A 25,570-nucleotide genomic window follows, 5' to 3' on the forward strand; every position below is an offset into this window, starting at 1 on the left:
TCAGCCCTCCACGTCCACGTTCACTTCTTCCACCACCACGCCCTCGGTGCGCAGCTGCGCCACGGCCTGGTCCAGCCGCGCGCCCTCGCCGCTCGCATAGACGGCGAGCGAGCCGAAGGTCTGGTTCTGGATCTCGTCGATCTGCCCGTGCAGGATGGACAGGTCCAGCCCGTGCTCGCGGATCAGGCGCGAGAGGATGGGCTGGTAGGCCCGCTCGCCCGCGTACGCGAGGCGCAGCAGCCGCCCCACGCCGCCCTGCCCCGACGCCGCCAGCTGGGCCGCGAGGTGGCGCACGTGGTCGAGCACGCTCTCGGGCAGATCCTGCGGCACGATCTCGTCCACGAGGCTTTTCGTGATGGACTGCCGGGGGCGGGTGAACACGTCCAGCACCAGCCCCTTCTCCACGATGCGGCCGGCGTCGATCACGGCCACGCGGTCGGCCACCTGCTTGATGACCTGCATCTGGTGGGTGATGAGCACCACGGTGAGGCCCAGCTCGCGGTTCACCTGGCGCAGCAGCGCGAGGATGGAGCGCGTGGTCTCGGGGTCGAGCGCGGAGGTGGCCTCGTCCGAGAGCAGCACCTTGGGCCGGCTCGCCAGCGCCCGGGCGATGCCCACGCGCTGCTTCTGGCCGCCGCTGATCTGCGCCGGATAGCGGTCCGCGAGGTGCGACAGGCCCACGAGTTCGAGCAGCGGGTTCACGCGCTCGCGGATGGCGGCCGGCTCCATGCCCGCCAGCTCCAGCGGCAGCGCGGCGTTGCCGAACACGGTGCGCGAAGAAAGCAGGTTGAAATGCTGGAACACCATGCCGATGTCGCGGCGGGCCTCGCGCAGCTGCGCGTCGTTCATGCGGGTGAGGTCGCGGCCCGCGACGATCACCTGGCCCGCCGTGGGGCGGTTGAGCAGGTTGATGACGCGCACCAGCGAGCTCTTGCCCGCGCCGCTGCGCCCGATGATGCCGAACACCTCGCCCGGCTGGATGTGCAGGTCGATGCCCTGCAGCGCTTCCACGGGCCCGGTCGGGCCCTGGTAAATCTGGGTGATACCCCGTAAATCGATCATGGCAATGCACTCCCGGCGCGCCCGGCGGCAGCGCCACGCGAAGACGGGAACGGTTCAGAGAAAAAAGGAGACGTCGAAAAAAGCGGCGCAAGACAGGGGCGCGGAGCGCGAGGCCGCGGCGCACCAGGCGCAGGGCCGCGCGAGCGCGACTGTACGGGCTGGCCCGGCCGCTGCCAACGATCCATACATTGAATGCAAAGACGCCAGGGTTATGAGCCCCGAGCCCCCGCCGCCGAGCGGGCCGCATTTTGCTACATCTTCAATAGCAAACAAGATAGCGGACACGCCGACATGGTCATCAAAAGGCCCCAAAACCGCCTTTACTTGCCCGCATCGCCCCCCGGGCGCGGACCCACCATGTCCAGCACCTTGCGCACGAAGGCCTGGGCATCGAAGGGCTTCACGATGAGCTCCATCCGGTGGCTGCCGAAGAAGTCCGGGTCCATGGCGGCCCGCTCGGCGTAGCCGGTCATGAGCAGCACCTGGATGCCCGGCAGGCGCTCGCGCGCGTAGTCGGCCACCTGCCGGCCGTTGGGGCCCGGCAGGCCCACGTCGGAGACCAGCAGGTCGAAGTGGATCGCGCCGGAGAGCAGCGCCATGCCCTCCGCGCCCGTGGTGGCCGACATCACCTGGAAGCCCAGGTCGCGCAGCAGCTCGCAGACGAACCCGCGCACGGTGGCGTCGTCCTCCACGACGAGGATCGAGTCGGCGCGCCGGGCCGAGGCGGCGGCGTCCAGCGCCGCCGGGGACTCGGCCTGCGCCTGCTGCCGCGAGCGCGGGAAGTACAGCGACACGCAGGTGCCCTGCCCCACCACGCTGTCCAGGGCCACCGCGCCGCCGGACTGGCGCAGGTAGCCGTAGATCATCGACAGCCCCAGGCCCGTGCCCTGCCCCAGCGGCTTGGTGGTGAAGAACGGGTCGAAGGCCAGGTCCATGACCTCGCGGGACATGCCGTGCCCCGTGTCGCAGACCCGCACGCGCACCAGCTCGCCGGCCGGCAGGCCCAGCGCCTCGCGCTCCTGCGCCGGCAGGCCGGCGGCGCCCTCGGGCTGGTTGTCGGCGGCGATGCGCAGCCCGCCGCCCTCCGGCATGGCGTCGCGCGCGTTGATGGCGAGATTGAGCACCGCGCTCTCGAACTGGTGCGCGTCGGTGAGCACGGGCCAGAGGTCGGCGGGCAGGTCGAGGTCCAGGCGGATGTTCTCGCCGCAGGTGTTGCGCAGCATCGGCTCCAGGCTGCGGATGGAGGCCGCCACGTCCAGGGGCCGCACGTCCAGCGGCTGGCGCCGCGAGAACGCCAGCAGCCGCTGCGTGAGCGCGGCGGCGCGCCGGGCCGAGGCCAGGCCCGCCTCCACGTAGCGCGGGATGTCGTCCATCTGCCCGCGCGCGTGGCGCTGGCCGATGAGCTGCAGCGGCAGCACCACGCCCTGCAGCATGTTGTTGAAGTCGTGCGCGATGCCGCCGGTGAGCTGGCCGATGGCCTCCATCTTCTGGCCGTGCCGCAGGCGGTCCTGCGACTGCAGCAGCGCCTCGGTGCGCGCGCGCTCGTCGGTCACGTCGCGGCCCACGGCCTGCACGAAGCCGTCGCCCGGCACGGCCGTCCAGTCGATCCAGCGGTCGGCGCCGCCCTTGTGGCGAAAGCGCAGCGTGGCCTGCTGGCGCTGGCGGGACTCGGCCAGCCGCTGCACCTCCTGGGGCACGCGCGCGGCCTCGTCCGCGTGCAGGAACGAGAGCACGCTGCGGCTGAGGGTCTCTTCCTCGCAATAGCCGAGCGTGGCCTGCCAGGCGGGATTGACGGCGGCGATGGTGCCGTCGAGCCGCGCCACCACCAGCATGGCATCCGACAGCAGCCAGAGCCGGTTGCGGTCGGCCGTGCGGTCGGCCACCTGCTGCTCCAGCGATACCGCCAGCTCCTGCAGCCGCCGCTGCGCCACGAACTTGCCGGTGGTCTCGACCACGGTGTCCATGAAGCCGGCCACGGCGCCCGAGCCGTCGCGGACCGGGCTGTAGCAGAAGGTGAAATAGGCCTGCTCGTCGTAGCCGTGGCGGTTCACCCGCAGCGGAAAATCCTCGAAGAACACCGACTCGCCGGCCAGCGCGCGTGCGGCGATCGGGCCGATGGTGTCCCAGGCCTCGGCCCAGACCTCGGAGAACGGCCGGCCCAGCGCGTCGGGCTTGGCGCCGAGGATCACGCGGAACGCGTCGTTGTGGATCACGGCCATCCGCGGGCCCCACACCAGGCACTTGGCGAACTTCGAAGCCAGCACCATCTGCGCGGCCACGCGCAGGGCCTCGGGCCAGGTGTCGATGGGGCCCAGCGGCGTGGCGGCCCAGTCGTGCCGGCGCACGCGCTCGCTCATCTCGCCGGCGATGGAGGGAAAGGGAGCAGGAGGCGGGAGGAAAGGGTCGGCCATGGAGGAAGAAACGGTGGTGTGTCCGGCAGGCCGACCGCCCGGGCCCGCAGGTCCGGCATGGCCGCGGCGCGGGCGACCCGCCGGCACGCTCCAGTCTATTCGCACCGGCGGGCGGCACGGGCCCCGCCGGCCATGCCCCACGCTGCCGTTCCAATGAATGGAACTGGCGCCGTCACGCCACGCGCCCGGCCAGGAGCATGGCGCCATCGAATGCTTCTATTTTCATAGCAAACATATCAGCGTGGACGACGACATGGAGCCGATCCGGCTTCAAAAACCCCTCAAGAGCCCCCTGCCGGCACCCGGAAGGCCCCGCACGGGCGCAGGCCTCGCCGTCTACGCCTCGGGAACGGCAAAGCCCGTGTCGAAGGTCTCCCGCACGTCCAGGCGCCGGCGCAGCAGGCCGGCGGCCAGGTAGAAGTCGGCCGTGCGCTGCTGGTCGGCCAGCACCGCGCCGTCGATGGGCAGCCAACGCGTGGCGCGCCGCTCGAACTGCAGGCGCGCCGCCTCGGCCGGGATGCCGATGATGCGCGCCAGCGTGTCGCCGAACGGCCCGGCGTTGCGGTAGGACCACTGCTGGGCCCGCTCCACCCGCGCCTTGAAGTCGCGCAGCGCCTCGCGCCTGGTGGCCAGCGCCTTGTCGGTGGCGGCCAGGAAGCTCAGCCCGCTCGACAGCCCCCGGCCGCTGACCAGTACGCGCGCGTGGCCGCTGGTCTCCGCCAGGGCCGTGTAGGGCTCCCAGGTGGCCCAGGCGTCCACCGCGCCCTGCGTGAGCGCGAGCTTGGCCTCGGCCGGCGGGATGAAGCGGATCTGCGCGTCCTGCGGCCGCAGGCCCGCCGACTCCAGGGCCTTCAGGGCCACGTAGTGCCCGATGGAGCCCCGGTTGGTGGCGATGCGCAGGCCCTTGAGGTCTGCCGCCGAGCGGTACGGCGCATCGGGCCGCACCAGCACGGCCGTGCCGTAGGGGTCGGAGCGGTTGGCGGCGAAGGCCTTCACCGCGCTGCCGGCGGCCAGCGTGAAGAGCAGCGGCGCATCGCCGATGGGCCCGAAATCCACGGCGTCGGCGTTGAGCGCCTCGGCCAGCGGCGCGGCGGCTGGGAACTCGCTCCACTGCAGGTCGTAGGGCAAGGGCTGGCGCAGTTCGCCGGCCGCTTCCAGCAGGGCGCGCAATCCGCCCTTCTGGTCGCCGGCGCGCAGCGTGGTGCGCGCCGCCGGCTGGGCATGCGAGAGCGCGGGCGAGAGGAACGAGGCCGCGGCGGCGGCGCAGGCGCTGGTCAGCCAGAGGCGCTGGAACTGGCGGCGGTGCAGGGTCATCGGGAAGCTCTCCTGGTGGATGGGGGGAATCGTCAAAGGCCCAGCGCGCGGCGCCCGGCCGCAAGGTGCACGCTGTCGTCCTGCGGCGTGTGCACGCGGCCGCAGAGCACGTCGCGCAGGTGCCGCTCCAGCGGGTTGCGGCGCGAGAGGCCGTGGTTGCCGGCCAGCGCCACGGCGGCCTGCACGGCCTCGATGGCCTGGTGCGTGGCGGTGGCCTTGAGCAGGCCGCTGTCCGCCGGGCCGGGGATGCGGCCCGCATCCAGCGCCTCGGCCATGCCGGCGATGAGGCGGTCGTTGGCCCACAGCAGGCCCTCGATGCGCCCCAGCGCCTCCTGGGCGCGCGGCAGGGTGGCCAGGGGCGCGCCCAGGCTGGCGGGCGCGCGCTCGCGCAGGAAGTCCGCCAGCCAGTCGCGCGCCGCGCGGGCCACGCCGGTATAGAGCGCGCCCAGCAGCACCGCCATCTCCGCCAGCATCGCGGGCTCGGCGCCGTGCCAGTCCTGCGGGGCGCGCAGGTCCAGCGCCCGGACGGCGGGCGTCTCGCGCAGCAGCACGTCGTGGCTGCCGCTCGCGCGCAGGCCCAGGTGGTCCCAGGTGGCGTCGATGCGCACGCCCGGCGCGTCGGCCGCCACCAGGAAGCTGCCCACGCGCGGCGGCGTCTCGTCGGTGCGGGCCCAGACCACGTACCAGCGCAATGCCGGCGCGCCCGTGGAATAGACCTTGTGCCCCGTCAGCAGCCAGCCCTGCGGCGTGGCCTGCGCCACCGTGTCCGGCAGGCCGCCGCGCGCGGGCGAGCCCAGTTCGGGCTCCACGCGCAGCGCGTTCACCAGCGACACGCGCTCCAGCGCCTCGCCCACCAGCCGGCGCGCCAATGGCTCCGGCCAGGGCGATCCGGGGCGCCCCATGCCCCGGTGCTGGATGTACTGCATGGCCAGCACCAGGGCGGTGGACGGGCAGGCGTGGCCGATGGCGCCGACCACCTCCGCCAGTTGCGCCGCCGAGGCCGCCCCGCCGCCCAATGCGCGCGGGGCGGCCAGCGCCAGCAGGCCGGCGCGCCGCAGATCCTCGAAATTGCGGTGGGGAAAGCTCCCGTCGCGGTCGTGCAGCGGCGCGCGCCGCACGAACTCCGCCGCCAGCGCGCGCGCCAGCCCGCCGGGCGTCGGCGGCGCGTTCATTCGAGCACCTCGGGCTCCTGGCGCACCAGCACCTCGAACAGGCTGCGGAACGCGAAATGCGCCCCGCCCGGCCCACCGATCTGGCCGTGCGTGTGGCGGGCCACCGCCTCGGGAATGGGCCGGGGCGTGCCCGCCGCCTCGGCCAGCAGTTGCGCGTGGCAGGCGTTCTCCAGCGCGATGTACCACCACGCGGCGGCCTCCACGCTGGGGCCGGCCGTGAGGATGCCGTGGTTCTGCAGGATCACGGCCTTGCGGTGGCCCAGCGCACGGGCGATGCGGTGGCCCTCGTCCGTCTCCAGCACCACGCCGCCATAGTCGGCATACAGCGCATGGTCCCCGTGGAAGATGCAGGCATCCTGCGACAGCGGGTCCAGCAGGCGCCCCAGCGCCGACCAGGCCTTGCCGTAGGTGGAATGCGTGTGCGCGGCGGCGACGACGTCAGGCCGCGCCTCGTGCAGCGCCGCGTGGATCGCGAAGGCCGCGCGGTTGAGCGGCCCCTCGCCGATGGCGATCTCGCCCTGCGCGTTGACCAGCAGCAGGTCCGAGACGCGGATGCGCGAGAAATGCAGCCCCAGCGGGTTCACCCAGAAGTGGTCCGGCCACTCGGGATCGCGCGCCGTGATGTGCCCCGCCATGCCGTGGTCGAACCCGTGGCGCGCGAACAGCCGGAACGCCACCGCGAGCCGCTCCTGGCGGTAGCGGCGCTCGGCCTGCACGGTGGGGCGCGCGGCGGGCGGATCGAACCAGTCCCGGCGCCGGGGCTGGGCATGGCGCCCCGGCGAAGTGGCAGCGGGGATAGCGAAGGGTGGCGTGGCGATGGCGGTGGACATGGCCCTCACCATAGGCACGCCCGGCCCCGCGCCCAACGAAGAAAAGCGTCTGAGCACATGCGCTGGCGCGCAGGGCCGGGCAACGGGCGCGCGGCGCGCCGGGGCGGCGTTTTGCGCATAACCATGCGACGCATCCGTCGTTGGCGCGCCCGCCCCGGCGCCGCAATCTCGCGGGATCGTCCACCCGCTGCCACGAACCCATGACACCGCCCCGCTCCACCCGCCTTCCCGCGCCCTCCGCCCCCTCCGCCATCACCCACGACCCCGGTCGGCGCGCGCTGCTGCGCGGCCTCGCGGTGGGCGCCGCCGCGCCCGGGCTCCTGGGCACGGCCCTCGCCGCGCCCGCGCCGGCGTCCGCGCAGGACCTGTCCGGCGTGACCCTGCGCGTGGGCACCTACAAGGGACTGTGGCGGCCGCTGCTCGGCGCGGCGGGCCAGGCCGGCACGCCCTACCGCATCGAATGGCGCGAACTCAACAACGGCGTGCTGCACATCGAGGCCCTCAACGGCGACGCGCTCGACCTGGGCTCGGGCAGCGAGATCCCGGCCCTCTTCGCCGCGCGCCAGAAGGCGCAGGTGCGCTTCATCGCCGTCACCCGCGAGGACCTGCACAACCAGGTGACCCTGGCCCGCAAGGACGCGCCCATCCACTCCATCGCGGACCTGAAAGGCAAGCGCGTGGGCTACGTGCGCGCCACCACGGCCCACTATTTCCTGAGCCGCCAGCTCGCCGAGGCGGGCCTCTCCTTCTCCGACATCACGGCCGTGGGCCTCACGCCCGCCGACGGCCTCTCGGCCTTCGACCGGGGCGACCTCGACGCCTGGGCCATCTACGGCTACAACGGCCAGATCGCCCGGCTGCGCTACGGCGCGCGCGTGCTCAAGACCGGCGCGGACTACCTGTCGGGCAACTTCCCCATCTACGCCAACGCCCGCGCCGTGGCCGACCCGCAACGCCACGCGGCCATCGCCGACCTGCTGCAGCGCCTGCGCCGCTCCTACCAGTGGGCCAATGCCCACTACCTGGACTACGCGCGCGCCCAATCGGCCGAGACGCGGGTGCCGGTGGGCGACCTCATCGAACTCTGGAACAACCGCAGCACCGACTACGCGCTGCGCCCCGTGGACGACGGCGTGGTGGCCGGCCACCAGCGCGTGGCCGACACCTTCCTGCAACTGGGCGTGCTCGACGGCCCGGCCCAGGTGGCCCCCCTGTGGGACCGCAGCTTCGCCGCCGCGCTCGCGCCGAACGGCGTACCTGCCTGACGGCCCCCCCGCTCGGCGCGGTCAGCGCCGGTCCGCCAGGCGCACCGCCAGCGCGCCGGCCGATGCCAGCGTGGCCAGCGCCACCACGCCCGTCCAGCCCCAGCGCGCCAGGGCCACCGCGCCCAGCGCCGAGCCCGCCGCCATGCCCACGAAAACGCCCGTGACCAGCAGCGCATTCAGCCGGCTGCGCGCCGCGGGCTCCAGGCCGTAGACCAGCGTCTGGTGCGCCACCAGCGCGGCCTGGATGCCGAAGTCGAACCCCACGGCGCTCGCCACCAGCAGCGCCAGCTGCGCCCAGGCCGGCAGCCACTGCGCCAGGGCCAGCACCGCGAACGAGGCCAGCGCCAGCCCCGCGCCCAGGCAGGCCACCCGCTGCGGCCCCGCGCGGTCGGCCAGCCGCCCTGCCAGCGGCGCGGCCAGCGCGCCCGCCGCCCCGGCCAGGCCGAACGCCCCCGCCGCCGCACTGCCCCAGTGGAACCGGCTGTGCAGCATCACCGCCAGCGTGGACCAGAACGCGCTGAACGCCACCGCGAGCAGGCCCTGCGCCAGCGCCGCGCGGCGCAGCGGCCGATGGGCGCGCCAGAGCGAGGCCATCGACGCCAGCAGCGCGCCGTAGCCCAGGCGCGTCGTCGGCGCGAAGCCGGGCAGCCCGCGCCACACCGCCACCCCGAGCAGGGCCACGGCCACCGCCGCCGCGAGGTACACCGCGCGCCAGCCGAAGTGCTCCGCGCCCAGCCCGCTCACCACCCGCGACAGCAGGATGCCCAGCAGCAGCCCCGTCATCACCGTGCCCACCACCTTGCCGCGCCGGTGCTCCGGCGCCAGCGTGGCGGCGGCCGGCACCACGTCCTGCGCCAGCGTGGCGGCCAGCCCCACGGCCAGGCTGGCCGCCAGCAGCGCGCCGATGCCGGGCGCCAGCCCGCTGGCCAGCAGCGCCGCCGCCAGCGCGACGGCCTTGGCGAGGATGATGCGCCGCCGGTCGTAGCGGTCGCCCAGCGGCGCCAGCAGCAGGATGCCCAGCGCATAGCCCAGTTGTGTAAGCGTGGGCACGAAGCCCACCGTGCGCTCGGCCGCCCGGATGTCGGAGCCCAGCACGCCCAGCATGGGCTGGCTGTAGTAGAGCGACGCCACGCTCACCCCGGCCGTGGCCGCCAGCAGCAGCACCAGCGGCGCGGGCACCTCGGCGGCGGGCAGCGCGGGCGCCATGGCCCGTGCCGCCCCGGACCGGATATGCGCATCATGAATGGAAGACATCGATCACCTCTTGCGGAAACACCATGGCCCGCAGTGTGTCGTTCATGGGCGCCGCGCGGTAGTGGCCCGGCGTGCAGATCTGTCATACGCTCTGCGCATGACCAAGATGGACCCCACCCCGCCGTCCGGCGCCGACCGCATCGAGCTGCTGCAGACCTTCGTGCGCATCGTGGAAAGCGGCAGCCTCTCGGCCGCCGCGCAGCAGCTGGCCACCAGCCAGCCCACCGTGAGCCGCCGCCTGCAGGCCCTGGAGCGCAGCCTGGGCCTGCGCCTGCTGCAGCGCTCCACCCACGGCATGAAGCTCACCGAGGACGGCCGGCGCTGCTTCGCCCATGCCAAGGAGCTGCTGGCGAACTGGCAGGCCATGGAATCGGACCTGCGCGGCGCGCACGACACGCCCCGGGGCACGCTGCGCGTGCAGGCGCCCCACGCCTTCGGCCAGGACCAGCTCATCGCCCCGCTGGTGGAGTACCTGCGCCGCTACCCCGGCGTGTCGGTGGAATGGCTGCTGCACGACCGGCAGCCGGACTTCATCGCCGAGGGCATCGACTGCGCCGTGCAGGTCGGCCCCGTGCGGGACCCCTCGGTCATCGCCGTGCGCGTGGCCGAGGTGCCGCGCATCGCCGTCGCCGCGCCCGCGCTGCTGGAGCGCCACGGCGGCCGGCCCCGGCACCCGCGCGACCTGCAGGCCCTGCCCTGGCTGGCCCTGCGCACCTACTACCAGCGCGAGATCGTGCTGCACCCGGTGCGCGCCAGCGGCGGCAGCGGCGCGAGCGCGGCGGCGGGCGCCGAAACCATCGCCATCCACCCGCGCATGGGCACCGACAGCCTCTACGCCCTGCGCAACGCGGCCCTGGCCGGCCTGGGCGCGGCCCTGCTCTCCGCCTGGATCGCCCAGGACGACCTGCGCGCGGGGCGCCTCGCGCACCTCGTGCCCGCATGGCACGCGGCGCCGCTGCCGGTGCACCTGGTGTACCCGCCGGCGCGCCACCAGCCGGCGCGGCTGCGGGCCTTCCTGGAGGCCATGCGGGAGGCGATCCCCTCGATCGCGGGCATGCAGGTGCGGGGCACGTGACCGGGGCGGCCCGGCATCGCGGCCGCCGCCGTCCGCGTCACACCGGCAGCTCGGACGTGGACTTCACGCGCTGCATGGGGATCTCCGTCTTCACGCTCTGCACGCCGGGAATGCGGGTGAGGTGGCTGATCTGGAACTGCCGGTACGCATCCAGGTCCGCGGCCACGATGCGCAGCAGGAAATCGCAGTCCCCGGCCATCAGGTGGCACTCCACCACCTGCGGCAAATCACGGACCGCGGCGGTGAACCCGTCCACGGTCGCCGCGTCCTGGCCCTTGAGCCAGATCCGCGCGAAGACCGTCAACCCCTGGCCGATGCGGCCCGGGTCGAGCACCGCCACGTAGCGCTGGATCACGCCCGCATCCTCCAGCAGCTTCACCCGCCGCAGGCAGGGGGACGGGGACAGGCCGACCTCCCGCGCCAGATCGACGTTCTGCAGCCGGCCATTGCGTTGGAGCGCGCGCAGGATGCGGCGGTCGAGTGCATCGAATTCCATGCGGAAGATCATTCCACACTTTGATGCCAAATTGGCATCCAGCGCCAAAAATCCAAAAAAACAAGGAATGAACAGCACCCAATTCCAGGGAGGCAGGCAGAGAATTCCTGGCTGCCATGCATTCCGCCTCCCCCCTTCCATCCCCCGCCGGCCCCGACCCGCCGCCAGGAGGCCCTTCGCGGCCTGCGGGCCTCGCTGCCGGTGATGCTCGGCTTCATTCCCTTCGCCCTCGTCCTGGGCGCGCAGGCGGCCCGTAAGGGCCTGGGCGCGCTGGAAGTAACCCTCATGACCGGGCTGAACTTCGGGGGCGGCTCGGAGTTCGCCGCCATCCGCCTGTGGACGTCGCCTCCGCACGTGCTGCTCATCGTGGCGATGTCGTTCCTGGTGAACTGCCGCCACATCCTCATGGGCGCGGCGCTCGCCCCCTACCTGGAGCACCTGCCCCGGCGCCGCGCGCTGCCCGCGCTGTTCTTCATGTGCGACGAAAGCTGGGCGATGGCCCTGTCGGACGCGCAGCGCCGCGCGGCCCGGCGCATCAGCCTGCCGTACTACCTGGGCGTGTCGTCCGGCCTGTACGCCACCTGGGTGGCCTTCACCACGGTGGGCGCGGTCTTCGGGCCCGCAATCGGCGACGTGGAGCGGTATGGCTTCGACATGGCGTTCACGGCCGTCTTCCTGGTGCTCCTGCGGGGCATGTGGAAAGGGGCCCGGCGCAGCCGCCCCTGGCTCGTCAGCCTTGCCGCCGCGGCCCTCGTCCACCGGCTCGTGCCCGGCGCCTGGTATGTCGCCGCGGGCGCGCTCGGCGGGCTGGCCGGCGCCGCGCTGCTGGCGCCCCGGAACTGAACCATGGACACCACCACCGTCGTCACGCTGGTGCTCATGGCGGCCAGCACGTATTTCACGCGGGTGATCGGCTATCTGCTGCTCAGGGGGCGAACGCTCGGCCCGCGCCTGCAGTACGTGATGGAGAGCCTGCCCGGCTGCGTCCTGGTCTCCGTCATCGCGCCCGCCTTCGTGTCCGAGCGGCCCGCCGACCTGCTGGCGCTGGCCCTCACCCTGGCTGCGGCCACGCGGTTGTCCCTCCTGCCCACGGTGCTGATCGGTATCGTGTCGGCCGGACTGCTGCGACAACTGCTTCCCGCATGAACACCCCGCCCCCCGACGACGAAAGCCCTTCCCCGCCACGCGATCTGTGGATCGACCACCCGCGGGGCCGCCTCTTCGCGCGGCGCTGGAGCCCGGCGCAGGCCCCGCGCGCCCTGGCGCCCATCGTGCTGTTCCACGACTCGCTGGGCTGCGTGGACCTGTGGCGCGGCCTGCCCGCCCGGCTGTGCGAGGCCACGGCCCGCCCCGTCATCGCCTACGACCGGCTGGGGTTCGGCCGGTCCGAGGCCCGCGAGGGCCGGCCGCCGCTGGATTTCATCGCCGAAGAGGCCCGGGAGTTTTTCCCGGCGTTGCGCGGGCAACTCGGCATCGGGCGGTTCGTGGCGCTGGGGCACAGCGTGGGTGGCGGCATGGCGATCGAGTGCGCCGCCCGCTTCGCCCGCGACTGCGAAGCCCTCGTCACGATCGCGGCCCAGGTCTTCCCGGAGGACCGCACCCTGGCGGGCATCCGCCGGGCCCGGGAGCAGTTCCGCGACCCCGCGCAGGTGCAGCGGCTGATGAAATACCACGGGGACAAGGCGCCCTGGGTGCTGGATGCCTGGATCGAACGCTGGCTGGACCCGGCATTCGCGCCCTGGTCGCTCGCCGGCGTGCTGCCGGGAGTGGCCTGCCCGGTGCTGGCGATCCATGGCGGGCAGGACGAATACGGCTCCACCCGGCATCCACGGCGCATCGGCGAGCTGGCCGCCGGCGCGGCCGAGGTCACGATCCTGCCCGGCGCCGGCCACGTGCCGCACCGGGAGGACGAGCCCGGCCTCCTCGCCCTCGCCGCGCGCTTCCTGGCCGGCACCGCGGGGCCGGCCGCGCGCTGAGCGCACCCTTACTGCGTGCCGGCTCAGGCCACCTTCAGCGCCGCCAGCCCCGCGGCCACCCGCTCCCTCTCGGCCACCCGCGCCCGCACGCGCGGCAGCAGCTCGCGGCCGTATTCGATCGCGTCCACCAGCGGGTCGAAGCCGCGCACCAGGAAGGTGGTGATGCCCAGGTCGTAGTACTTCAGCAGCGCGTCGGCCACCTGGTCGGGCGTGCCCACGAGCGAGGTGGAATTGGAGCGCCCGCCGTTCTCGCGCGCGATGGCCGTCCACAGGCGCTCGTCCACGCGGTCGCCATGCGCGGCGTCGGAGAGCAGGCGGCGCGCGCCCTCGCTCTGCTGCGGGCCAGGGCCCCGGGTGTAGCCCTGCGCCACCTTCAGGCGCCGCGTGGTCTCCAGGATCTCCTCGGCGCGGGCCCAGGCCTCGTCCTCGGTGCGGCCCAGGATCGGGCGGAAGGAGATGCTGAACCCGATGCCGCGCCCATGGCCGGCGGCCTCGGCCCGCACGCGGCGCACCAGGTCGCCCGCCTGCGCCAGCGATTCGCCCCAGAGCGCGTACACGTCCGCATGCCGGCCGGCCACGCGCAGCGCGGGCTCCGAGGCGCCCCCGAAGTAGAGCGGCACCCCGCCGGCCTGCAGCGGCTTGACTTCCGACCACGCGCCCTGCACGCGGTAGTGCGCGCCCTCGTGGTCGAAGGGCTGATCCTCGGTCCACACGCGGCGCAGCAGGCCCAGGTATTCGTCGGTGCGCGCATAGCGCTCGTCATGGCCCAGGAAATCGCCGTCGCGGCGCTGGTCCTCGTCGGAGCCGCCCGTGATGGTGTGCACCGCGAGCCGGCCGCCGCTGTAATGGTCCAGCGTGGCGAACTGGCGCGCCGCCAGCGTGGGCGCGACGAAGCCCGGCCGGTGCGCCAGCAGGAACCCGATGCGGTCGGTGGCCGCCGCCGCGTAGGCCACGGTCAGCACCGTGTCCGGGCTGGTGGCGCTGGCGGGCACCAGGATGCGGTCGAAGCCCGCGTGCTCGTGCGCCTGGGCGAAGGCCCGCACATAGGCGGGATTCACGGCCGGGCCCTGGCGGGCGATGGTTTCGGACACCTCGTGCGGCTGGATCATTCCGATGAACTGGACGGACATGCGAACTCCTTTGCGGCCCCGGGGCGGGGCATGGGAAAAGAACGCCGGCATGATCCGCCCCGGCGCGCGGGCCGGCCAACGAAGGAAAACGTCTGAGCAACTGCGGTCCGTGCGCGCCCATGTGCATTCGTGTGTGCGTTCGTGCGCGTCCATGGTCCAATTCCAGCCATCGTCTCCCCCGGCCCCGCGCCCCGCCCCGACACCCATGACCCCGCCGCGCCCCGACACCCCTCCGCCCACGCTCCCCCACCTTGGCGCCCGGCCGGCCGGCGAGCCCCTGCGGGTGCTCATGGTCTGCATGGGCAACATCTGCCGCAGCCCCACGGCCCACGGCGTGCTGGAAAAAATGGTGGCCGACGCGGGCCTGGCGCACCGCATCCAGGTCGATTCCGCCGGCACGCACGACTACCACGTGGGCGAGCCGCCGGACCGCCGCGCGCAGGCGCACGCGCTGCGCCGGGGCTACAACCTCTCCGCCCAGCGTGCGCGCCATCTGGAACGCCGCGACTTCGCGGATTTCGACCTCGTGCTGGTGATGGACGACCGCAACGAATCCGCGGCCCGGGGCCTCTGCCCGCCCGCCCAACGGGAGCGGCTGCGCCGCCTGACCGACTTCTGCCGGCACGCCACGGCCCACGAGGTGCCCGATCCCTACTACGGCGGCGCGGACGGCTTCGAGCACGTGCTGGACGTGGTGGAAGACGCCTGCGCGGGCCTGCTGGCGGCCCTGGAGCCCGCGCCCTCCGCCAGCGGGCCCGGCGCAACCGCCTGAGCGGAGCGCCGGCCGGCGAGCAGGCAAGCGACCAAACCGCCGATCCATATGCGAAACCATCAGTACCCGGCCGCGCGGCCCGCTGCTGCAATCGGCACATGCCCCGCTCCGCCACCGAACCCACCGACCTCGCGCCCCTGCGGCATTTCGTGCGGCGCTTCACCCAGCTCATCGACCAGCGCCCGGCCGAGCCCGAGGTGATCGAGCGCGGCGGCGCCCTGCTGCGCGAACTGGTCGCCCGCGACGGCTGGCTGCCGGCGGACTATGCCCGCCCGGACGCCACGCGCTACCAGCAATACCTGCTGCACGCCGACGCGCTGGACCGCTTCTCGGTGGTCAGCTTCGTGTGGGGCCCGGGCCAGTCCACGCCCATCCACGACCACACGGTGTGGGGCCTCATCGGCATGCTGCGCGGCAGCGAGGATTCGCAGGCCTATTCGCAGGACGCGGCCGGCCGCTGGCAGCCGCACGGCCCCGCCCACCGCCTGCGGCCCGGCGACGTGGAGGCCGTCTCGCCCACGCTGGGCGACGTGCACCGCGTCAGCAACGCCCAGGCCGATGCCGTGTCGGTCAGCATCCACGTGTACGGCGCCGACATCGGCAGCGTGCGCCGCTCGGTGTACCCGCCCGAGGGCGGGCGCAAGCCCTTCGTCTCGGGCTACGGCAACGCCACGCTGCCCAACCTGTGGGGGGCCGGCCCGCCCTCCGCGTGACCGACGCACCCCATCCGCACGCACATCCGCTCCGCCTTCTCCGCACGCCATGCCCGCCCTGCTCTCCCCCGCCATCGCCACCACCCCCGTCCACGCCGTGCTGCAGGCCCTGCGCCAGCGCGCGGAAATCGCCCTCCTCGACGTGCGCGAGGAAGCGCTCTTCGCGCAGGGCCATCCGCTCTTCGCGGCCAACCTGCCGCTGGGGCGCATCGAGATCGAGGCCTGGGCCCGCTTGCCCCGGCGCTCCACGCCCATCGTGGTCTATGACGACGGCGAGGGCCTCGCCGCGCAGGCAGCGCGGGTGCTGCGGGAGCTGGGCTACACCGACGTCTCGGCGCTGGAAGGCGGCCTGCGGGGCTGGAGCGACGCGGGCGGCGAGCTGTTCATCGACGTGAACGTGCCCAGCAAGGCCTTCGGCGAATGGCTGGAAGCGCAGCGGCACACCCCCTCGCTCTCCGCCACGGAAGTGAAGGCCCTGCTCGACGCGAAAGCGGACGTGGTGGTGCTGGACGCGCGCCGCTTCGACGAATACCAGACGATGAACATCCCCGGCAGCCTCAGCGTCCCCGGCGCCGAACTGGTGCTGCGCGCGCGCACGCTGGCGCCCGACCCGGCCACGCGCATCATCGTCAACTGCGCGGGCCGCACGCGCAGCATCATCGGCACGCAGTCGCTGGTGAACGCGGGCCTGTCCAACCCCGCGGCCGCGCTGCGCAACGGCACCATCGGCTGGCTGCTGGCCGGACAGGCGCTGGAGCATGGCGCCGCCCGGCGCTTCGGGCCGGTGGACGGCCCCGCGCGCGCCGACGCGGCCATCCGGGCCCGCGCCGTGGCCGACCGCGCGGGCGTGCGCCGCGCCACCGCCGCCGATCTGCGGCGCTTCGCGGAAGAATCCGCGCGCCGCACCACCTACCGCATCGACGTGCGCCCCCCCGAGGAATACGCGGCCGGCCACGTACCGGGCTGGCGCAACGTGCCCGGCGGGCAACTGGTGCAGGAAACCGACCACACCGCGCCCGTGCGCGGCGCGCGCATCGTGCTGCTGGACGGCGAGGACACCACGCGCGCGAACATGACCGCCTCCTGGCTCGCGCAGATGGGCTGGGAGGCCTGGGTGTGGGACGCCGCCGACGCCGCCCGCACCGAGGCCGGTACCCCGCCGGCATTGGCGCCGGAACCCGCCGGCCCGCTCAACTGGGTATCGCCCCGGCAACTGGCCGGCTGGCTGGGCCTGTCCGCCGGCAGCGTGGACCGCGCCGACGGGCAGGCCGCGGCGGATGCGGCGGACGTGGTGGTGATCGACTTCACGGCCAGCGCGCGCCATGTGCAGCGCCACATCCCGGGCGCGTGGTTCGCCCTGCGCTCCCACCTGCCCGAGGCCCTGGCCGCCCTCCCCCGCGCCGGCCGCTACGTGCTCACCTGCGGCACCGGCTTCCTGGCCCGCTACGCCGCGCAGGACGTGGCCCGCGCCACCGGCGCCGCCGTCTCCGTGCTGGAGGGCGGCACCGAAGCCTGGATCGCCGCCGGGCTGCCCCTGGAACATGGCGAGGCCCGCCTCGCCTCGCCCCGCATCGACCGCTACCGCCGCCCCTACGAAGGCACCGACGCCCCCCGCGAAGCCATGCAGGCCTACCTGGACTGGGAATTCGGCCTGGTGGAGCAGCTCGCCCGCGACGGCACGCACGGCTTCTCCGCCCTCTGAGCCCCCGGGCGGAGCCGCGCCGAAAGCACAGGGGCGCGGCCCCCAGCCGGCAAGCCACCATCCGCCCCTGGCCAGGCCGGTGCCGGAACGGCCCAAAGTGGAGATAGAATCCGCCGGCTGAAGCCACTGCAACGGTGGCTTGCGCGGGTGTAGTTCAATGGTAGAACGGCAGCTTCCCAAGCTTCATACGAGGGTTCGATTCCCTTCACCCGCTCCACTTCTCCTACGTTGTTGATTCATAACGATTGTCAGGAGATGTGAAGTGTCACAAACCCGCCGATGACTGCCTGCACATTCACGTGCAGTTCAGGGCCGAATTTCCCCCAATCCATGGAACGCTCAGGCAGCGCCGACGCCACTGCCGTTGCGCGGGCGATGGAAACTTCGCGGTAGCGGGCATGATGGAGCGCGCCGGGCGTGCCGTCGTTCGACGTGGAAGCCTTGAAGCACGGCTTCCGCGAGATACGGTGGCCTTGAGAGCGTAACTGCTGCGTGACTTTTGGTTAAGCTGAGCGGTCTGCCGGTTCGTGGCCGGCGGGCGAGATCAAGGCACGGCTTCCGCGTGCGGGGCCGGCAACACGTCAATATCCATGAAGGGGAGAGGAATGCAGCGTTTGATGCACGGGGTGCGCTGGTCCGTGGACTGCGCCGTGGCTCGCGCCGTATTGCGCAGGTGGGAGGCGAAGCCTGCCTCAGGGGCCTGGGCGGCGCTGTGGCACTCCCTCATGGCCATGCTCCTGCTCCTGGGCCAGCACCCGCCTGCGCACGCGGCACTGAGCGCTGAATACATCTACTGCATGCCGGGGCGCGAATACTGCGGCTCGCCCTCCGACATGTCCGCGTACCTGCAGCGCACACGGCCCACCAAGCTCTGCACCTCGTACGGACCCGATGTGATCAAGCCCCTGACCTGGTCCACCCAGGTGCATCCCGACACCAGTGCACTCCTGGGGATCTACGAGTCCGCCGACTCCTGCAACCAGAACGGCCCCTACCGCGTGCTGGTCGTGTACGCCGATGCGGCCGGCTCGGCATGCCCCGCCAACAGCACCGCCGCCAACGGCACCTGCACCTGCAACGCCAACTTCACCGAAGACCCGCTGGGCAACGTCTGCCTCCCCGCGACCCCCGACCCATCGCCCGGCATGTGCACGCCCTCGGGCACGCAGGCCGGCAACCCCATCCGCATGGCCAGCCAGGCCAAGGTCCGCACGGAGACGGACTGGAGCGGGCAAGGCCCCTCGGCCCTGTCCTTCACCCGCTACTACCAAAGCACCTGGGGCAGCGATCCCGCCCGCAGCGCAGGGCCGCTCGGCGCGGCCTGGAGCCACAACCACCACATCACCCTGAAGGCCAGCGCAGTGCCCACGGGCGATAGCGTCAGCATCACCGAGGGCGACGGCAGCCTGCGCGCCGCCTTCTTCAAGGCCAAAGGCACGAACACCTGGAACACCGCCGGCAGCGACGCCCTCACGCAGTTGCCCTCCGATGCCTGGGTCTACCGGCGCAGCGACGACGACGCCACCCTCGAATTCAGCAACGCCGGCCGGCTCCTCTCGATCACCGCCCGCAACGGCTGGGTCACCACCTACACCTACCACGCCTCGGGCCGGCTGGCCTCCGTCTCCAACGCATTCGGACAGACGCTCTCCCTCGCCTACGACAGTGCCGGCCGGCTCGCCTCCGTCACCGTGCCCGGCCCGCAGGTGATCGGCTACGCCTACGACGCCAGCGGGCGCCTCTCCAGCGTCACCACCCCCGACGGCCAGAGCCGCGCCTTCCTCTACGAGAACGGCGACTATCCGCAAGCCCTGACCGGCATCGTGGACGAGAGCGGAGCGCGCTGGGGCACCTTCGGCTACGACGGCGCGGGCCGCGCCACCAGCACCGAGCTGGCCGGCGGCGTGGAGCGCTACCAGGTGAGCTACCCGGCCGGGGACGGCTCTGCCGCCACCGTGACCGACCCCCTGGGCACCGTGCGCAGCTTCCACTACGGCCTGAACCAGGGCAAGCTGGCCGTCACCGGGGCCGACACGCCCGACGGCACCGGCCGGCCCGACGCCGCCAGCCGCGTCCAGAACGCGCTGGGCCTGGTCGAATCGGAGACCGACTTCCTGGGCACGGTCACCACCTACCAGTGGGACACGGGCCGGCGGCTGCCCCTGGGCACCACGCAGGCGGCCGGCACCCCCGAGGCGCGCACCACCACGACCGAATGGCACCCGCAATGGCACCTGCCCGTGAAGGTCACGGAAGCCGGACGCGAGACGGCCTACAGCTACGACGGCGCGGGCAACCTCCTCACCCGGACCGTCACCGACACCAGCGTCACCCCGGCGAGCACGCGCACCTGGAGCTGGACCTACCACCCCTCGGGCCTCGTCGCCACGGCCACGGAGCCGAGCGGCGCGGTCACCACCTTCGGCTACGACGCGCAGGGCCACCTCACCCAGGCCACCAACGCCCTGGGCCAGAGCGACACCTACACCCACGACGCGGCGGGCCGGGTGCTCACCCACACCGCCGCCACGGGCCTCGTGAGCCGCTACGCCTACGACCCGCGCGGGCGCCTGACGCGCCTGGAGCGCGGCGAGGAGGTCTCGCTCTACACCTACCGCCCCACCGGGCAGCTGGCCACCGCCAGCACCCCCGAGGGCTACCAGATCACCTACCAATACGACGCGGCCCAGCGCCCCACGGGCTGGAGCGACAACCGGGGCGCGAGCGCCAGCTACACGCTCGACGGCCTGGGCAACCCGGTGGGCGAGACCATTGCCGACGCGCAAGGCCAGGCCGCCTGGCAGCTGGCGCGCAGCATCAACGGCCTCAACCGCGTGGAGAGCGTGACCCTGGGCGGTGCCGGCAGCGGCAGCAGCAGCAGCGTGACCACCGGCTTCGGCTACGACGCCAACGGCGAGCAGGTGCGCAGCACCGAGACGGTCGATGGCGCCAGCCACAGCACCACCCTGGCACTGGATGCGCTGCGGCGCGTGAAGACCCTCACCAACGCGCAGAACGCCAGCGCCACGCTGGCCTACGACGCGCGGGATGCGGTGACCCAGGCCACGGACTTCCAGGGCGTGGCGACGGGATACACGCGTGATGCGCTGGGCAACGCGCTGCAGGAAAGCACGCCGGACGGCGGCCCGCTCACAACCACCTACGACGCGCTGGGCCTGCCGCAGGCGATCACCGATGCCTTGGGGCGCGCCAGCAGCATCACGCGGGATGCGCTGGGCCGGCCCACGCAGATCGTGAGCAGCGCAGCGGGAAGCGGCACGGGCTCCCGCACCACGGTGCTGCGCTACGACCTGCCCGGCGCCGACTACAACGCCGAGGGCGCGCCGCAGGCCAGCGCCGGACATTTAAGTGAAATCCAGGACCCGGAGGTCACCACGCGCTACCAGCGCGACGTGCAAGGGCGCATCACGCGCAAGGTGGAGATCCTCGCCAATGGCGACAGCCGCACACTGGGCTACCGCTACGTGGCCGCGGGCAGCGCGGGGGCGGGGCAGATCGGGGCGATCACCTACCCGAGCGGGCGGCAGCTGCAGTACCAGTACGACGCCACGGGCCAGCTCACGGGGCTGCAGTGGAACGGCCAGCCGCTGGTGGCGGGCCTCACCTGGAGCCCGCTGGGTCAGCCCACGGCCTGGCAGTGGAGCGGACTGAACCCGGGCCAGAGCGAGCAGCGCAGCTACACGGCGGCTGGCCAGCTGGCCGCGAGCCGGCTGCTGCCCGAGCTCGTGTGGGATGGCGCCGGGCGGGTGACCCGCATCCAGCAGCGCCACGCCCTGCCGGGAGCGGACAGCAGCCACACCGCCCAGCAGGCCACGCTCACGAGCGTGTTCACCTACGACGCCGTGGGGCGCCTCACGGCCAGCGCCCACAGCGCGCCGGCGGACCTGACCTTGCCCCTGGGCTGGGGCCTGGGCGACACGCTGGGGGCGACGGCGAGCGGCTACGCATGGGATGCGAACGGCAACCGCACGCAGGTGCACCATACGAGCGCGACGGGCGCGGGAGCGGACACGCTGGAGCGGGTCTACACGCGGGTGGCGGGCAGCAACCGGCTGCAGGGGTATGCGGAGACCTTCACGCCGGCAGGGACGACCGCCAGCAGCACCCAGGTGAACTACAGCCAGGATGCGACGGGGGCGCTCACGAAGAAGGGAGACACCTACCTGCACTACGGGGTGGATGGGCGCATCGCGAAGGTGGGTGCGAGCAGCGACCCGGCCAACGCCCTGGCCGTCAGCTACACGACGAATGCACTGGGCCAGCGGGTCTTCAAGCGCGATGCGCGCCTGTCAGGGGCAGACAACCCGGCCATCACGCAGCAGACGGTGTACGCGGAGGACGGCATCGGCAGCACGGTGCTGGGGCAGTATGGCAACCGCAGGAGCGGCGACAGCGCAGCGCCTCCAGGCGAGACGGACAGCACGGAGGTGATCTGGCTGCCGACGGCGACGGGCCCGATGCCGGTGGCCGCGCAGATCAACGGGAGGCTCTATGCGATCGATGCGGACCATCTGAACACGCCGAGGCGCCTGACCAATGCCCAGGGCCAGGTGGTGTGGCAATGGCTGATTACGGGCTTCGGGGAGGCGAACCCGACGACCGGGGCGACGGGCTATGCGCAGAGCGGGGAGGCAGGTCTGCGCAGCTATGGCGAGGCGGTGCGGTTCGACCTGCGGTATGCGGGGCAGGTGTGGGACGAGGAGACGGGGCTGAGCTACAACCTGCACCGGTACTACGACGCGGGGATGGGGAGGTATATCCAGGCGGACCCGATCGGGCTGGAAGGTGGGTGGAATCGATATCTATACGTTGATGGAAAGCCACTGAGCCACTCAGATCCGAATGGACTACAGCAGTACACGGGGCAAACGCCGCCTGAAAATATCCCTGGAGGACCATGGGAACCGAAACCAGGCCAACCGCCTGGTACCTTTCAGGGCCCGAAGCAACCGGGTGGTCGCGATATATGCAGATATGTGCCAGATGGAAACAATGGAGGCCCAGGTGGTGCCAGAAACGCCTATTGGAAGACAAAAGCACCGAGTACTCCATGGGCACGCTTTGACCTCAATGGCAATCCAATTACCCCAGAGCAAGCACATCCGGGGAATCCACAAGTCAGACTGCCTGCACCATTCACGGTACCTTGGAGTATTCCGCTATATCCATTGTTTTGCCCATTATGCAACGTACTTCTTCCACAGCCGAATAGTCCCGACTAATCATGGCAAAAGTTCTTCAATCCGAAATCGCAAATTCCTATTTCCTTGAGCAAGGTGTCAAACTTGGCCCATGGAATTGCTTAGAAACCCCAAAATCAGAAGGCTCTTATGTTGCCAGTTCCTTTTGTACGGGGAAAAGTACCTATGAGCTGATAGCATTTTCCCAGCATATAGCGGGTTGGTTGACCAAGGGGCGCTGGAAGATTATCCAGATAGATAACTCATCCCATTTTTATCCAGATCAAGAGTCAGTGCTTGGAGCGCTCTTATTGGGGCCCGCGCAGCCAATTGACCTGGCAAACAATCGAACGTACTTGTTTGAATTTGGTGCGAATGAAAGGATGAATTTCCAAGAAGAAGTGGTACTAGCATATGTAATAAATCTAATGTTAATCTATGAGGCTCATTGCTATGTAATCTCGTCTGGCGGAGAAATGGGGGAAATGATCGCAATACAGGATGGGGTCGTCTATTTCTATGGCAACAGAGTTCGTCTTTCACAAGCAAAAGATCTCTTGACAGAACTCCAGACCGATCCACTCCGACCCGCTGCGTGGACGCAATTATCGGAATCCACCTGAATATCCGATAGGCAAGAATTTTAATTTGATGCGAAATCGGTGTGCAGCAGGTCGTTCGAGAAATAAGATAAGCAGTACTTCCTCTACAAACGCGCAGGTCCAATTTTCCATATTTCTAGTGCAAATAGATGATAACAGCCTCTTCTTTATTGCTGCATTTCTAATAGCAAGCCATTGAATGAATCCGGTGACATGAATATGTTTTGGTTTTGACCAAACGGGTTCGCGCACAACTATCCGTCAGAGGCTCCGAAATGCCGCTGTCTGGAAGCGACACCCTGCAGCGGTTCACTGGCGTCTGGAGACTGGGGTTGTGGCAGTGGCTCATCACGGGTTTGGGGAAGTGAACCCGACCACTGGGCGACCGGCTATGTGCAGAGCGAGATGTATATCCAGGTCGATCCGATCAGACTCGACGGGGGATGGAATAGGCTCCTTTATGTAGACTGGAATCCATTGAGCTTTATTGATCCAGAAGGCTTGGTTGATTTGCACAACGATGGATTAATAAGTGTTAATGCTTACCCAGGAAAGCCTGCAGGCGGTAACGAGCACGCACGACATGGATTTGATCAGAATTATCACGTGCACATACGTGACTCTGCTGGCAGAGACGTCCGAATTTCTACGAAGACGTGGCGCCCTCTGACTTCACAAGCTCAAAAGCTCTACGATCAGTCAGAAGCTATCCGTAATTTCTGTGATGGCTTGTCCGACGGAGAGAAGAAATTCTTTGATCATGTTAATCGACAGGTGTTTCATAGGAGCTATTCAATAATCAATCAGATGCTACGGCTTTGGGGATGGCGTGGACGCGCTGCTGGACGATCAGAGGAGTTAATCGAAAATGAAACAGCAAAGAATCGTGAACTATGCCGTACCAGCAATGGCTGAATTCATCAAAGACCAATGGGCAGATGAAATTGCAGTGCTACTAGAAACTACCCCGGAGAGCGTCCGAAATGATGACTTCGATCTATTCACCGTCCCACTGACATCAGTGCGCATTGAATTGATGGATGGATCGTTCGCTGATTTTCGTTCCGCCTGTTTTCTTGTAAGCAGAAAGAAGAGAGCTATTGCAGTTTTAACTGAGCACTGTGGTTATCACATATTTCCAATTCATGAGGCCAAGATTTATTGCAATGGCAATCTGACTCACCAGCAGACTGGTGCAGATTATCCATAGGACGGACTTAGGTTCGAAGTGCAACACCTAAACCTCAAATAACTTGCACGGATGAATTCGCGATACACGCCGAGGGGCTGACAAAGCAGGGAGGCACTTGCCTGCACTACGGCGTGGATGGGCGCATTACCAGGGTGGGCGCGAGCAATGACCCGGAGGAGTTCTGAATGAAATCAAAATGGATAAACACATCCGGCGGACCATTGGTTGTCGCCTCAAAAATATGCGCTAATATTTGGATGGGAGTTGATGGAAGCTCCGCTGGCCACACGGATTCCGATTATGAACGCGCTTGTGATGTTGAAGATTATTTGGACGCCATAGACTGCGGCGACAGCAAAGTTCTAGTTCTTGGCGACGAACCATTGCAGTCTGCATTCTTTGTTGTTGATGATGTTTTATTTGTGCCGCGCTGGGTTTATTGTGAATCTTATGAATTGGCAGATTCCGTCATAAGAACAATCCCTGCCAGCAATCTTTGTGAATTGAGCGGAGTTCAATTTTTACAGAACGATTCAAGCATGATCCTGTTTGATTCCGCAACTAGCCTGAAGTTTAGCAATGGTGATTATTCAGAAATTGATGCACCTCCTGGAGACTACATCGTAACTACGGAGTCTTTGAAGAGAGATAAATCTCACGAATTCATCATCCACAGATTCATCAGAAGGAATTCTTCTGAGAAGGTATAAATAAAATCAACTTTCTGGAGATCTCAAAATACCCAGGGGTAGGTGGTGTGACAGTGACTGATCACGGGCTTTGGGGAGGCGAACCCGACGACGGGAGCGACGGGCTATGCGCAGAGCGGGGAAAGCGGGCTGCGCAGCTACGACGAGGCGGTGCGGTTCAACCTGCGGTATACGGGGCAGGTGTGGGACGAGGAGACGGGCTGAGCTACGCACCGGTACTATGACCAGAAGTCGGGGCGGTATGTGCAGGCCGATCCGATTGGATTGGACGGCGGGTGGAATCGGTTTAGGTATGTCAGTGGCAATCCGCTGAGCTATACAGACCCATAAGGATTGCAGGCTGCAGATGTTCTTCGTCCTGTGGTACCAGCATTGCCTGCAATTGGCGCCGCTTGTGCAGGTACAGGGTGTGCTGCTTGTGCTGCAGCAGCAATTGGAGCAGTTGGATACGGTAGTTATCGGCTTACTGATTCCTATGTGAATCCGTGGCTTCAGCCATTAATATCGCAAGGGATTGAAAGCTGCACTACCACAATCGATGATCTTCTAACATACGCCAAAGGTGGACGACAAAATGTGAGAGATACCGGTCTTATCGGTGGGCGGTCTCAAAACCGAAATGCAACACCCGGCATTTGCTGATCGATTAATGGATTGTCGCGTCGCGTTGCTCGACCATACCTTGCACGAGAT

Annotated in this window: 22 protein-coding genes, 1 tRNA gene and 1 pseudogene; 16 read left to right on the forward strand and 8 right to left on the reverse strand. The window is 69.5% G+C overall.

Going from position 1 to position 25,570, the window contains the following annotated elements; genetic code table 11:
* From AX018_RS15150 to AX018_RS15170, 5 genes are all read right to left on the reverse strand, one after another.
* A complete protein-coding gene (locus AX018_RS15150; protein ID WP_111878656.1) occupies nucleotides 1–1,062 on the reverse strand; it encodes a methionine ABC transporter ATP-binding protein in 1,062 nt (353 codons plus the stop codon).
* Nucleotides 1,063–1,382: 320 nt separating this feature from the next.
* Nucleotides 1,383–3,473 carry a hybrid sensor histidine kinase/response regulator gene (locus AX018_RS15155; RefSeq protein WP_111878658.1) on the reverse strand — a complete coding sequence of 697 codons (2,091 nt, stop codon included), beginning with the start codon at nucleotides 3,471–3,473 and terminating at the stop codon, nucleotides 1,383–1,385.
* A gap of 336 nt (nucleotides 3,474–3,809) precedes the next feature.
* Nucleotides 3,810–4,787 carry an ABC transporter substrate-binding protein gene (locus AX018_RS15160; RefSeq protein WP_111878661.1) on the reverse strand — a complete coding sequence of 326 codons (978 nt, stop codon included), beginning with the start codon at nucleotides 4,785–4,787 and terminating at the stop codon, nucleotides 3,810–3,812.
* Between the two features lie 32 nt (nucleotides 4,788–4,819).
* On the reverse strand, nucleotides 4,820–5,959 hold the full coding sequence (locus AX018_RS15165; protein ID WP_111878664.1) for an acyl-CoA dehydrogenase family protein: 1,140 nt from the start codon (nucleotides 5,957–5,959) through the stop codon (nucleotides 4,820–4,822).
* Nucleotides 5,956–6,789: a class II aldolase/adducin family protein gene (locus tag AX018_RS15170; protein ID WP_111878705.1), complete on the reverse strand. Its 834-nt coding sequence runs from the start codon at nucleotides 6,787–6,789 to the stop codon at nucleotides 5,956–5,958. Before AX018_RS15170 ends, AX018_RS15165 begins: the two co-directional genes overlap by 4 nt.
* A 200-nt stretch (nucleotides 6,790–6,989) precedes the next feature.
* On the opposite strand from AX018_RS15170, the gene AX018_RS15175 reads away from it, so the two are divergent.
* Nucleotides 6,990–8,054 (forward strand): ABC transporter substrate-binding protein, encoded by a 1,065-nt coding sequence (locus tag AX018_RS15175; RefSeq protein WP_111878666.1) that lies wholly within the window; start codon nucleotides 6,990–6,992, stop codon nucleotides 8,052–8,054.
* A 21-nt stretch (nucleotides 8,055–8,075) separates the two neighbouring features.
* On the opposite strand, the gene AX018_RS15180 is transcribed toward AX018_RS15175, so the two are convergent.
* Entirely contained in the window at nucleotides 8,076–9,308 is a 1,233-nt protein-coding gene (locus AX018_RS15180; protein ID WP_111878669.1) for an MFS transporter, read from the reverse strand.
* A 97-nt stretch (nucleotides 9,309–9,405) separates the two neighbouring features.
* Between AX018_RS15180 and AX018_RS15185 the strand changes: the two genes are divergently transcribed.
* On the forward strand, nucleotides 9,406–10,383 hold the full coding sequence (locus tag AX018_RS15185; RefSeq protein ID WP_111878671.1) for a LysR family transcriptional regulator: 978 nt from the start codon (nucleotides 9,406–9,408) through the stop codon (nucleotides 10,381–10,383).
* Nucleotides 10,384–10,420: 37 nt separating this feature from the next.
* Here the strand turns inward: AX018_RS15185 and AX018_RS15190 are convergent, their stop codons facing one another.
* Entirely contained in the window at nucleotides 10,421–10,879 is a 459-nt protein-coding gene (locus tag AX018_RS15190; protein WP_111878709.1) for an Lrp/AsnC family transcriptional regulator, read from the reverse strand.
* 120 nt (nucleotides 10,880–10,999) lie between these two features.
* On the opposite strand from AX018_RS15190, the gene AX018_RS15195 reads away from it, so the two are divergent.
* Genes AX018_RS15195 through AX018_RS15205 form a run of 3 tightly spaced genes read left to right on the forward strand, consistent with a single transcriptional unit; the run spans nucleotide 11,000 to nucleotide 12,855 of the window.
* Entirely contained in the window at nucleotides 11,000–11,722 is a 723-nt protein-coding gene (locus AX018_RS15195) for an AzlC family ABC transporter permease (protein WP_245951568.1), read from the forward strand.
* A 3-nt stretch (nucleotides 11,723–11,725) separates the two neighbouring features.
* Complete coding sequence (locus AX018_RS15200; protein WP_111878677.1) at nucleotides 11,726–12,025, forward strand: AzlD family protein; 300 nt, start codon at nucleotides 11,726–11,728, stop codon at nucleotides 12,023–12,025.
* Entirely contained in the window at nucleotides 12,022–12,855 is an 834-nt protein-coding gene (locus tag AX018_RS15205; RefSeq protein ID WP_111878682.1) for an alpha/beta fold hydrolase, read from the forward strand. Before AX018_RS15200 ends, AX018_RS15205 begins: the two co-directional genes overlap by 4 nt.
* Nucleotides 12,856–12,878: 23 nt before the next feature.
* Here the strand turns inward: AX018_RS15205 and AX018_RS15210 are convergent, their stop codons facing one another.
* The gene (locus tag AX018_RS15210) at nucleotides 12,879–13,985 is read right to left on the reverse strand and encodes an LLM class flavin-dependent oxidoreductase (protein ID WP_111878684.1); all 1,107 of its coding nucleotides are present in this window, start codon (nucleotides 13,983–13,985) and stop codon (nucleotides 12,879–12,881) included.
* Between the two features lie 205 nt (nucleotides 13,986–14,190).
* On the opposite strand from AX018_RS15210, the gene AX018_RS15215 reads away from it, so the two are divergent.
* From AX018_RS15215 to AX018_RS25930, 11 genes and pseudogenes are all read left to right on the forward strand, one after another.
* Nucleotides 14,191–14,757, forward strand: coding sequence for a low molecular weight protein-tyrosine-phosphatase (locus AX018_RS15215; RefSeq protein WP_491895550.1), 567 nt, complete (start codon nucleotides 14,191–14,193; stop codon nucleotides 14,755–14,757).
* A gap of 98 nt (nucleotides 14,758–14,855) precedes the next feature.
* Complete coding sequence (locus AX018_RS15220; RefSeq protein ID WP_111878687.1) at nucleotides 14,856–15,470, forward strand: cysteine dioxygenase family protein; 615 nt, start codon at nucleotides 14,856–14,858, stop codon at nucleotides 15,468–15,470.
* 49 nt (nucleotides 15,471–15,519) lie between these two features.
* Nucleotides 15,520–17,172 (forward strand): rhodanese-like domain-containing protein, encoded by a 1,653-nt coding sequence (locus tag AX018_RS15225; protein WP_111878689.1) that lies wholly within the window; start codon nucleotides 15,520–15,522, stop codon nucleotides 17,170–17,172.
* Nucleotides 17,173–17,315: 143 nt separating this feature from the next.
* A tRNA-Gly gene (locus tag AX018_RS15230) sits at nucleotides 17,316–17,389 on the forward strand.
* A gap of 508 nt (nucleotides 17,390–17,897) precedes the next feature.
* A complete protein-coding gene (locus AX018_RS15235; protein WP_170146276.1) occupies nucleotides 17,898–22,415 on the forward strand; it encodes an RHS repeat-associated core domain-containing protein in 4,518 nt (1,505 codons plus the stop codon).
* Between the two features lie 2 nt (nucleotides 22,416–22,417).
* Nucleotides 22,418–22,996 (forward strand): hypothetical protein, encoded by a 579-nt coding sequence (locus AX018_RS24860; protein WP_146749331.1) that lies wholly within the window; start codon nucleotides 22,418–22,420, stop codon nucleotides 22,994–22,996.
* Between the two features lie 384 nt (nucleotides 22,997–23,380).
* Nucleotides 23,381–23,890 (forward strand): hypothetical protein, encoded by a 510-nt coding sequence (locus tag AX018_RS24865; RefSeq protein ID WP_146749332.1) that lies wholly within the window; start codon nucleotides 23,381–23,383, stop codon nucleotides 23,888–23,890.
* Complete coding sequence (locus AX018_RS24870) at nucleotides 23,862–24,185, forward strand: hypothetical protein (protein WP_146749333.1); 324 nt, start codon at nucleotides 23,862–23,864, stop codon at nucleotides 24,183–24,185. Before AX018_RS24865 ends, AX018_RS24870 begins: the two co-directional genes overlap by 29 nt.
* A 167-nt stretch (nucleotides 24,186–24,352) precedes the next feature.
* Entirely contained in the window at nucleotides 24,353–24,877 is a 525-nt protein-coding gene (locus tag AX018_RS15240; protein WP_111878694.1) for an Imm21 family immunity protein, read from the forward strand.
* A gap of 219 nt (nucleotides 24,878–25,096) precedes the next feature.
* Nucleotides 25,097–25,207, forward strand: a pseudogene (locus AX018_RS25690) (RHS repeat-associated core domain-containing protein); the annotation flags it as partial.
* A gap of 16 nt (nucleotides 25,208–25,223) precedes the next feature.
* A complete protein-coding gene (locus AX018_RS25930) occupies nucleotides 25,224–25,358 on the forward strand; it encodes a hypothetical protein (RefSeq protein ID WP_281269557.1) in 135 nt (44 codons plus the stop codon).
* Nucleotides 25,359–25,570: the final 212 nt, after the last annotated feature.

Origin of the sequence: Paracidovorax anthurii, from assembly GCF_003269065.1 — a bacterium.
GTDB classification, from domain to species: Bacteria; Pseudomonadota; Gammaproteobacteria; order Burkholderiales; family Burkholderiaceae_C; genus Paracidovorax; species Paracidovorax anthurii.

What these genes read in the sequence shown, in the direction of transcription:
- AX018_RS15175 (WP_111878666.1), top strand. Translation starts at nt 6,990, where the DNA reads ATGACACCGCCCCGCTCCACCCGCCTTCCCGCGCCCTCCGCCCCCTCC.
- AX018_RS15160 (WP_111878661.1), bottom strand. Translation starts at nt 4,787, where the DNA reads ATGACCCTGCACCGCCGCCAGTTCCAGCGCCTCTGGCTGACCAGCGCC.
- AX018_RS15200 (WP_111878677.1), top strand. Translation starts at nt 11,726, where the DNA reads ATGGACACCACCACCGTCGTCACGCTGGTGCTCATGGCGGCCAGCACG.
- AX018_RS15180 (WP_111878669.1), bottom strand. Translation starts at nt 9,308, where the DNA reads ATGTCTTCCATTCATGATGCGCATATCCGGTCCGGGGCGGCACGGGCC.
- AX018_RS15165 (WP_111878664.1), bottom strand. Translation starts at nt 5,959, where the DNA reads ATGAACGCGCCGCCGACGCCCGGCGGGCTGGCGCGCGCGCTGGCGGCG.
- AX018_RS25930 (WP_281269557.1), top strand. Translation starts at nt 25,224, where the DNA reads ATGTTCTTCGTCCTGTGGTACCAGCATTGCCTGCAATTGGCGCCGCTT.
- AX018_RS15220 (WP_111878687.1), top strand. Translation starts at nt 14,856, where the DNA reads ATGCCCCGCTCCGCCACCGAACCCACCGACCTCGCGCCCCTGCGGCAT.
- AX018_RS15210 (WP_111878684.1), bottom strand. Translation starts at nt 13,985, where the DNA reads ATGTCCGTCCAGTTCATCGGAATGATCCAGCCGCACGAGGTGTCCGAA.
- AX018_RS24860 (WP_146749331.1), top strand. Translation starts at nt 22,418, where the DNA reads ATGGCAAAAGTTCTTCAATCCGAAATCGCAAATTCCTATTTCCTTGAG.
- AX018_RS15190 (WP_111878709.1), bottom strand. Translation starts at nt 10,879, where the DNA reads ATGGAATTCGATGCACTCGACCGCCGCATCCTGCGCGCGCTCCAACGC.
- AX018_RS15170 (WP_111878705.1), bottom strand. Translation starts at nt 6,789, where the DNA reads ATGTCCACCGCCATCGCCACGCCACCCTTCGCTATCCCCGCTGCCACT.
- AX018_RS15225 (WP_111878689.1), top strand. Translation starts at nt 15,520, where the DNA reads ATGCCCGCCCTGCTCTCCCCCGCCATCGCCACCACCCCCGTCCACGCC.
- AX018_RS15150 (WP_111878656.1), bottom strand. Translation starts at nt 1,062, where the DNA reads ATGATCGATTTACGGGGTATCACCCAGATTTACCAGGGCCCGACCGGG.
- AX018_RS15185 (WP_111878671.1), top strand. Translation starts at nt 9,406, where the DNA reads ATGACCAAGATGGACCCCACCCCGCCGTCCGGCGCCGACCGCATCGAG.
- AX018_RS15155 (WP_111878658.1), bottom strand. Translation starts at nt 3,473, where the DNA reads ATGGCCGACCCTTTCCTCCCGCCTCCTGCTCCCTTTCCCTCCATCGCC.
- AX018_RS15235 (WP_170146276.1), top strand. Translation starts at nt 17,898, where the DNA reads ATGGCCATGCTCCTGCTCCTGGGCCAGCACCCGCCTGCGCACGCGGCA.
- AX018_RS24865 (WP_146749332.1), top strand. Translation starts at nt 23,381, where the DNA reads ATGTATATCCAGGTCGATCCGATCAGACTCGACGGGGGATGGAATAGG.
- AX018_RS15215 (WP_491895550.1), top strand. Translation starts at nt 14,191, where the DNA reads ATGACCCCGCCGCGCCCCGACACCCCTCCGCCCACGCTCCCCCACCTT.
- AX018_RS15240 (WP_111878694.1), top strand. Translation starts at nt 24,353, where the DNA reads ATGAAATCAAAATGGATAAACACATCCGGCGGACCATTGGTTGTCGCC.
- AX018_RS15205 (WP_111878682.1), top strand. Translation starts at nt 12,022, where the DNA reads ATGAACACCCCGCCCCCCGACGACGAAAGCCCTTCCCCGCCACGCGAT.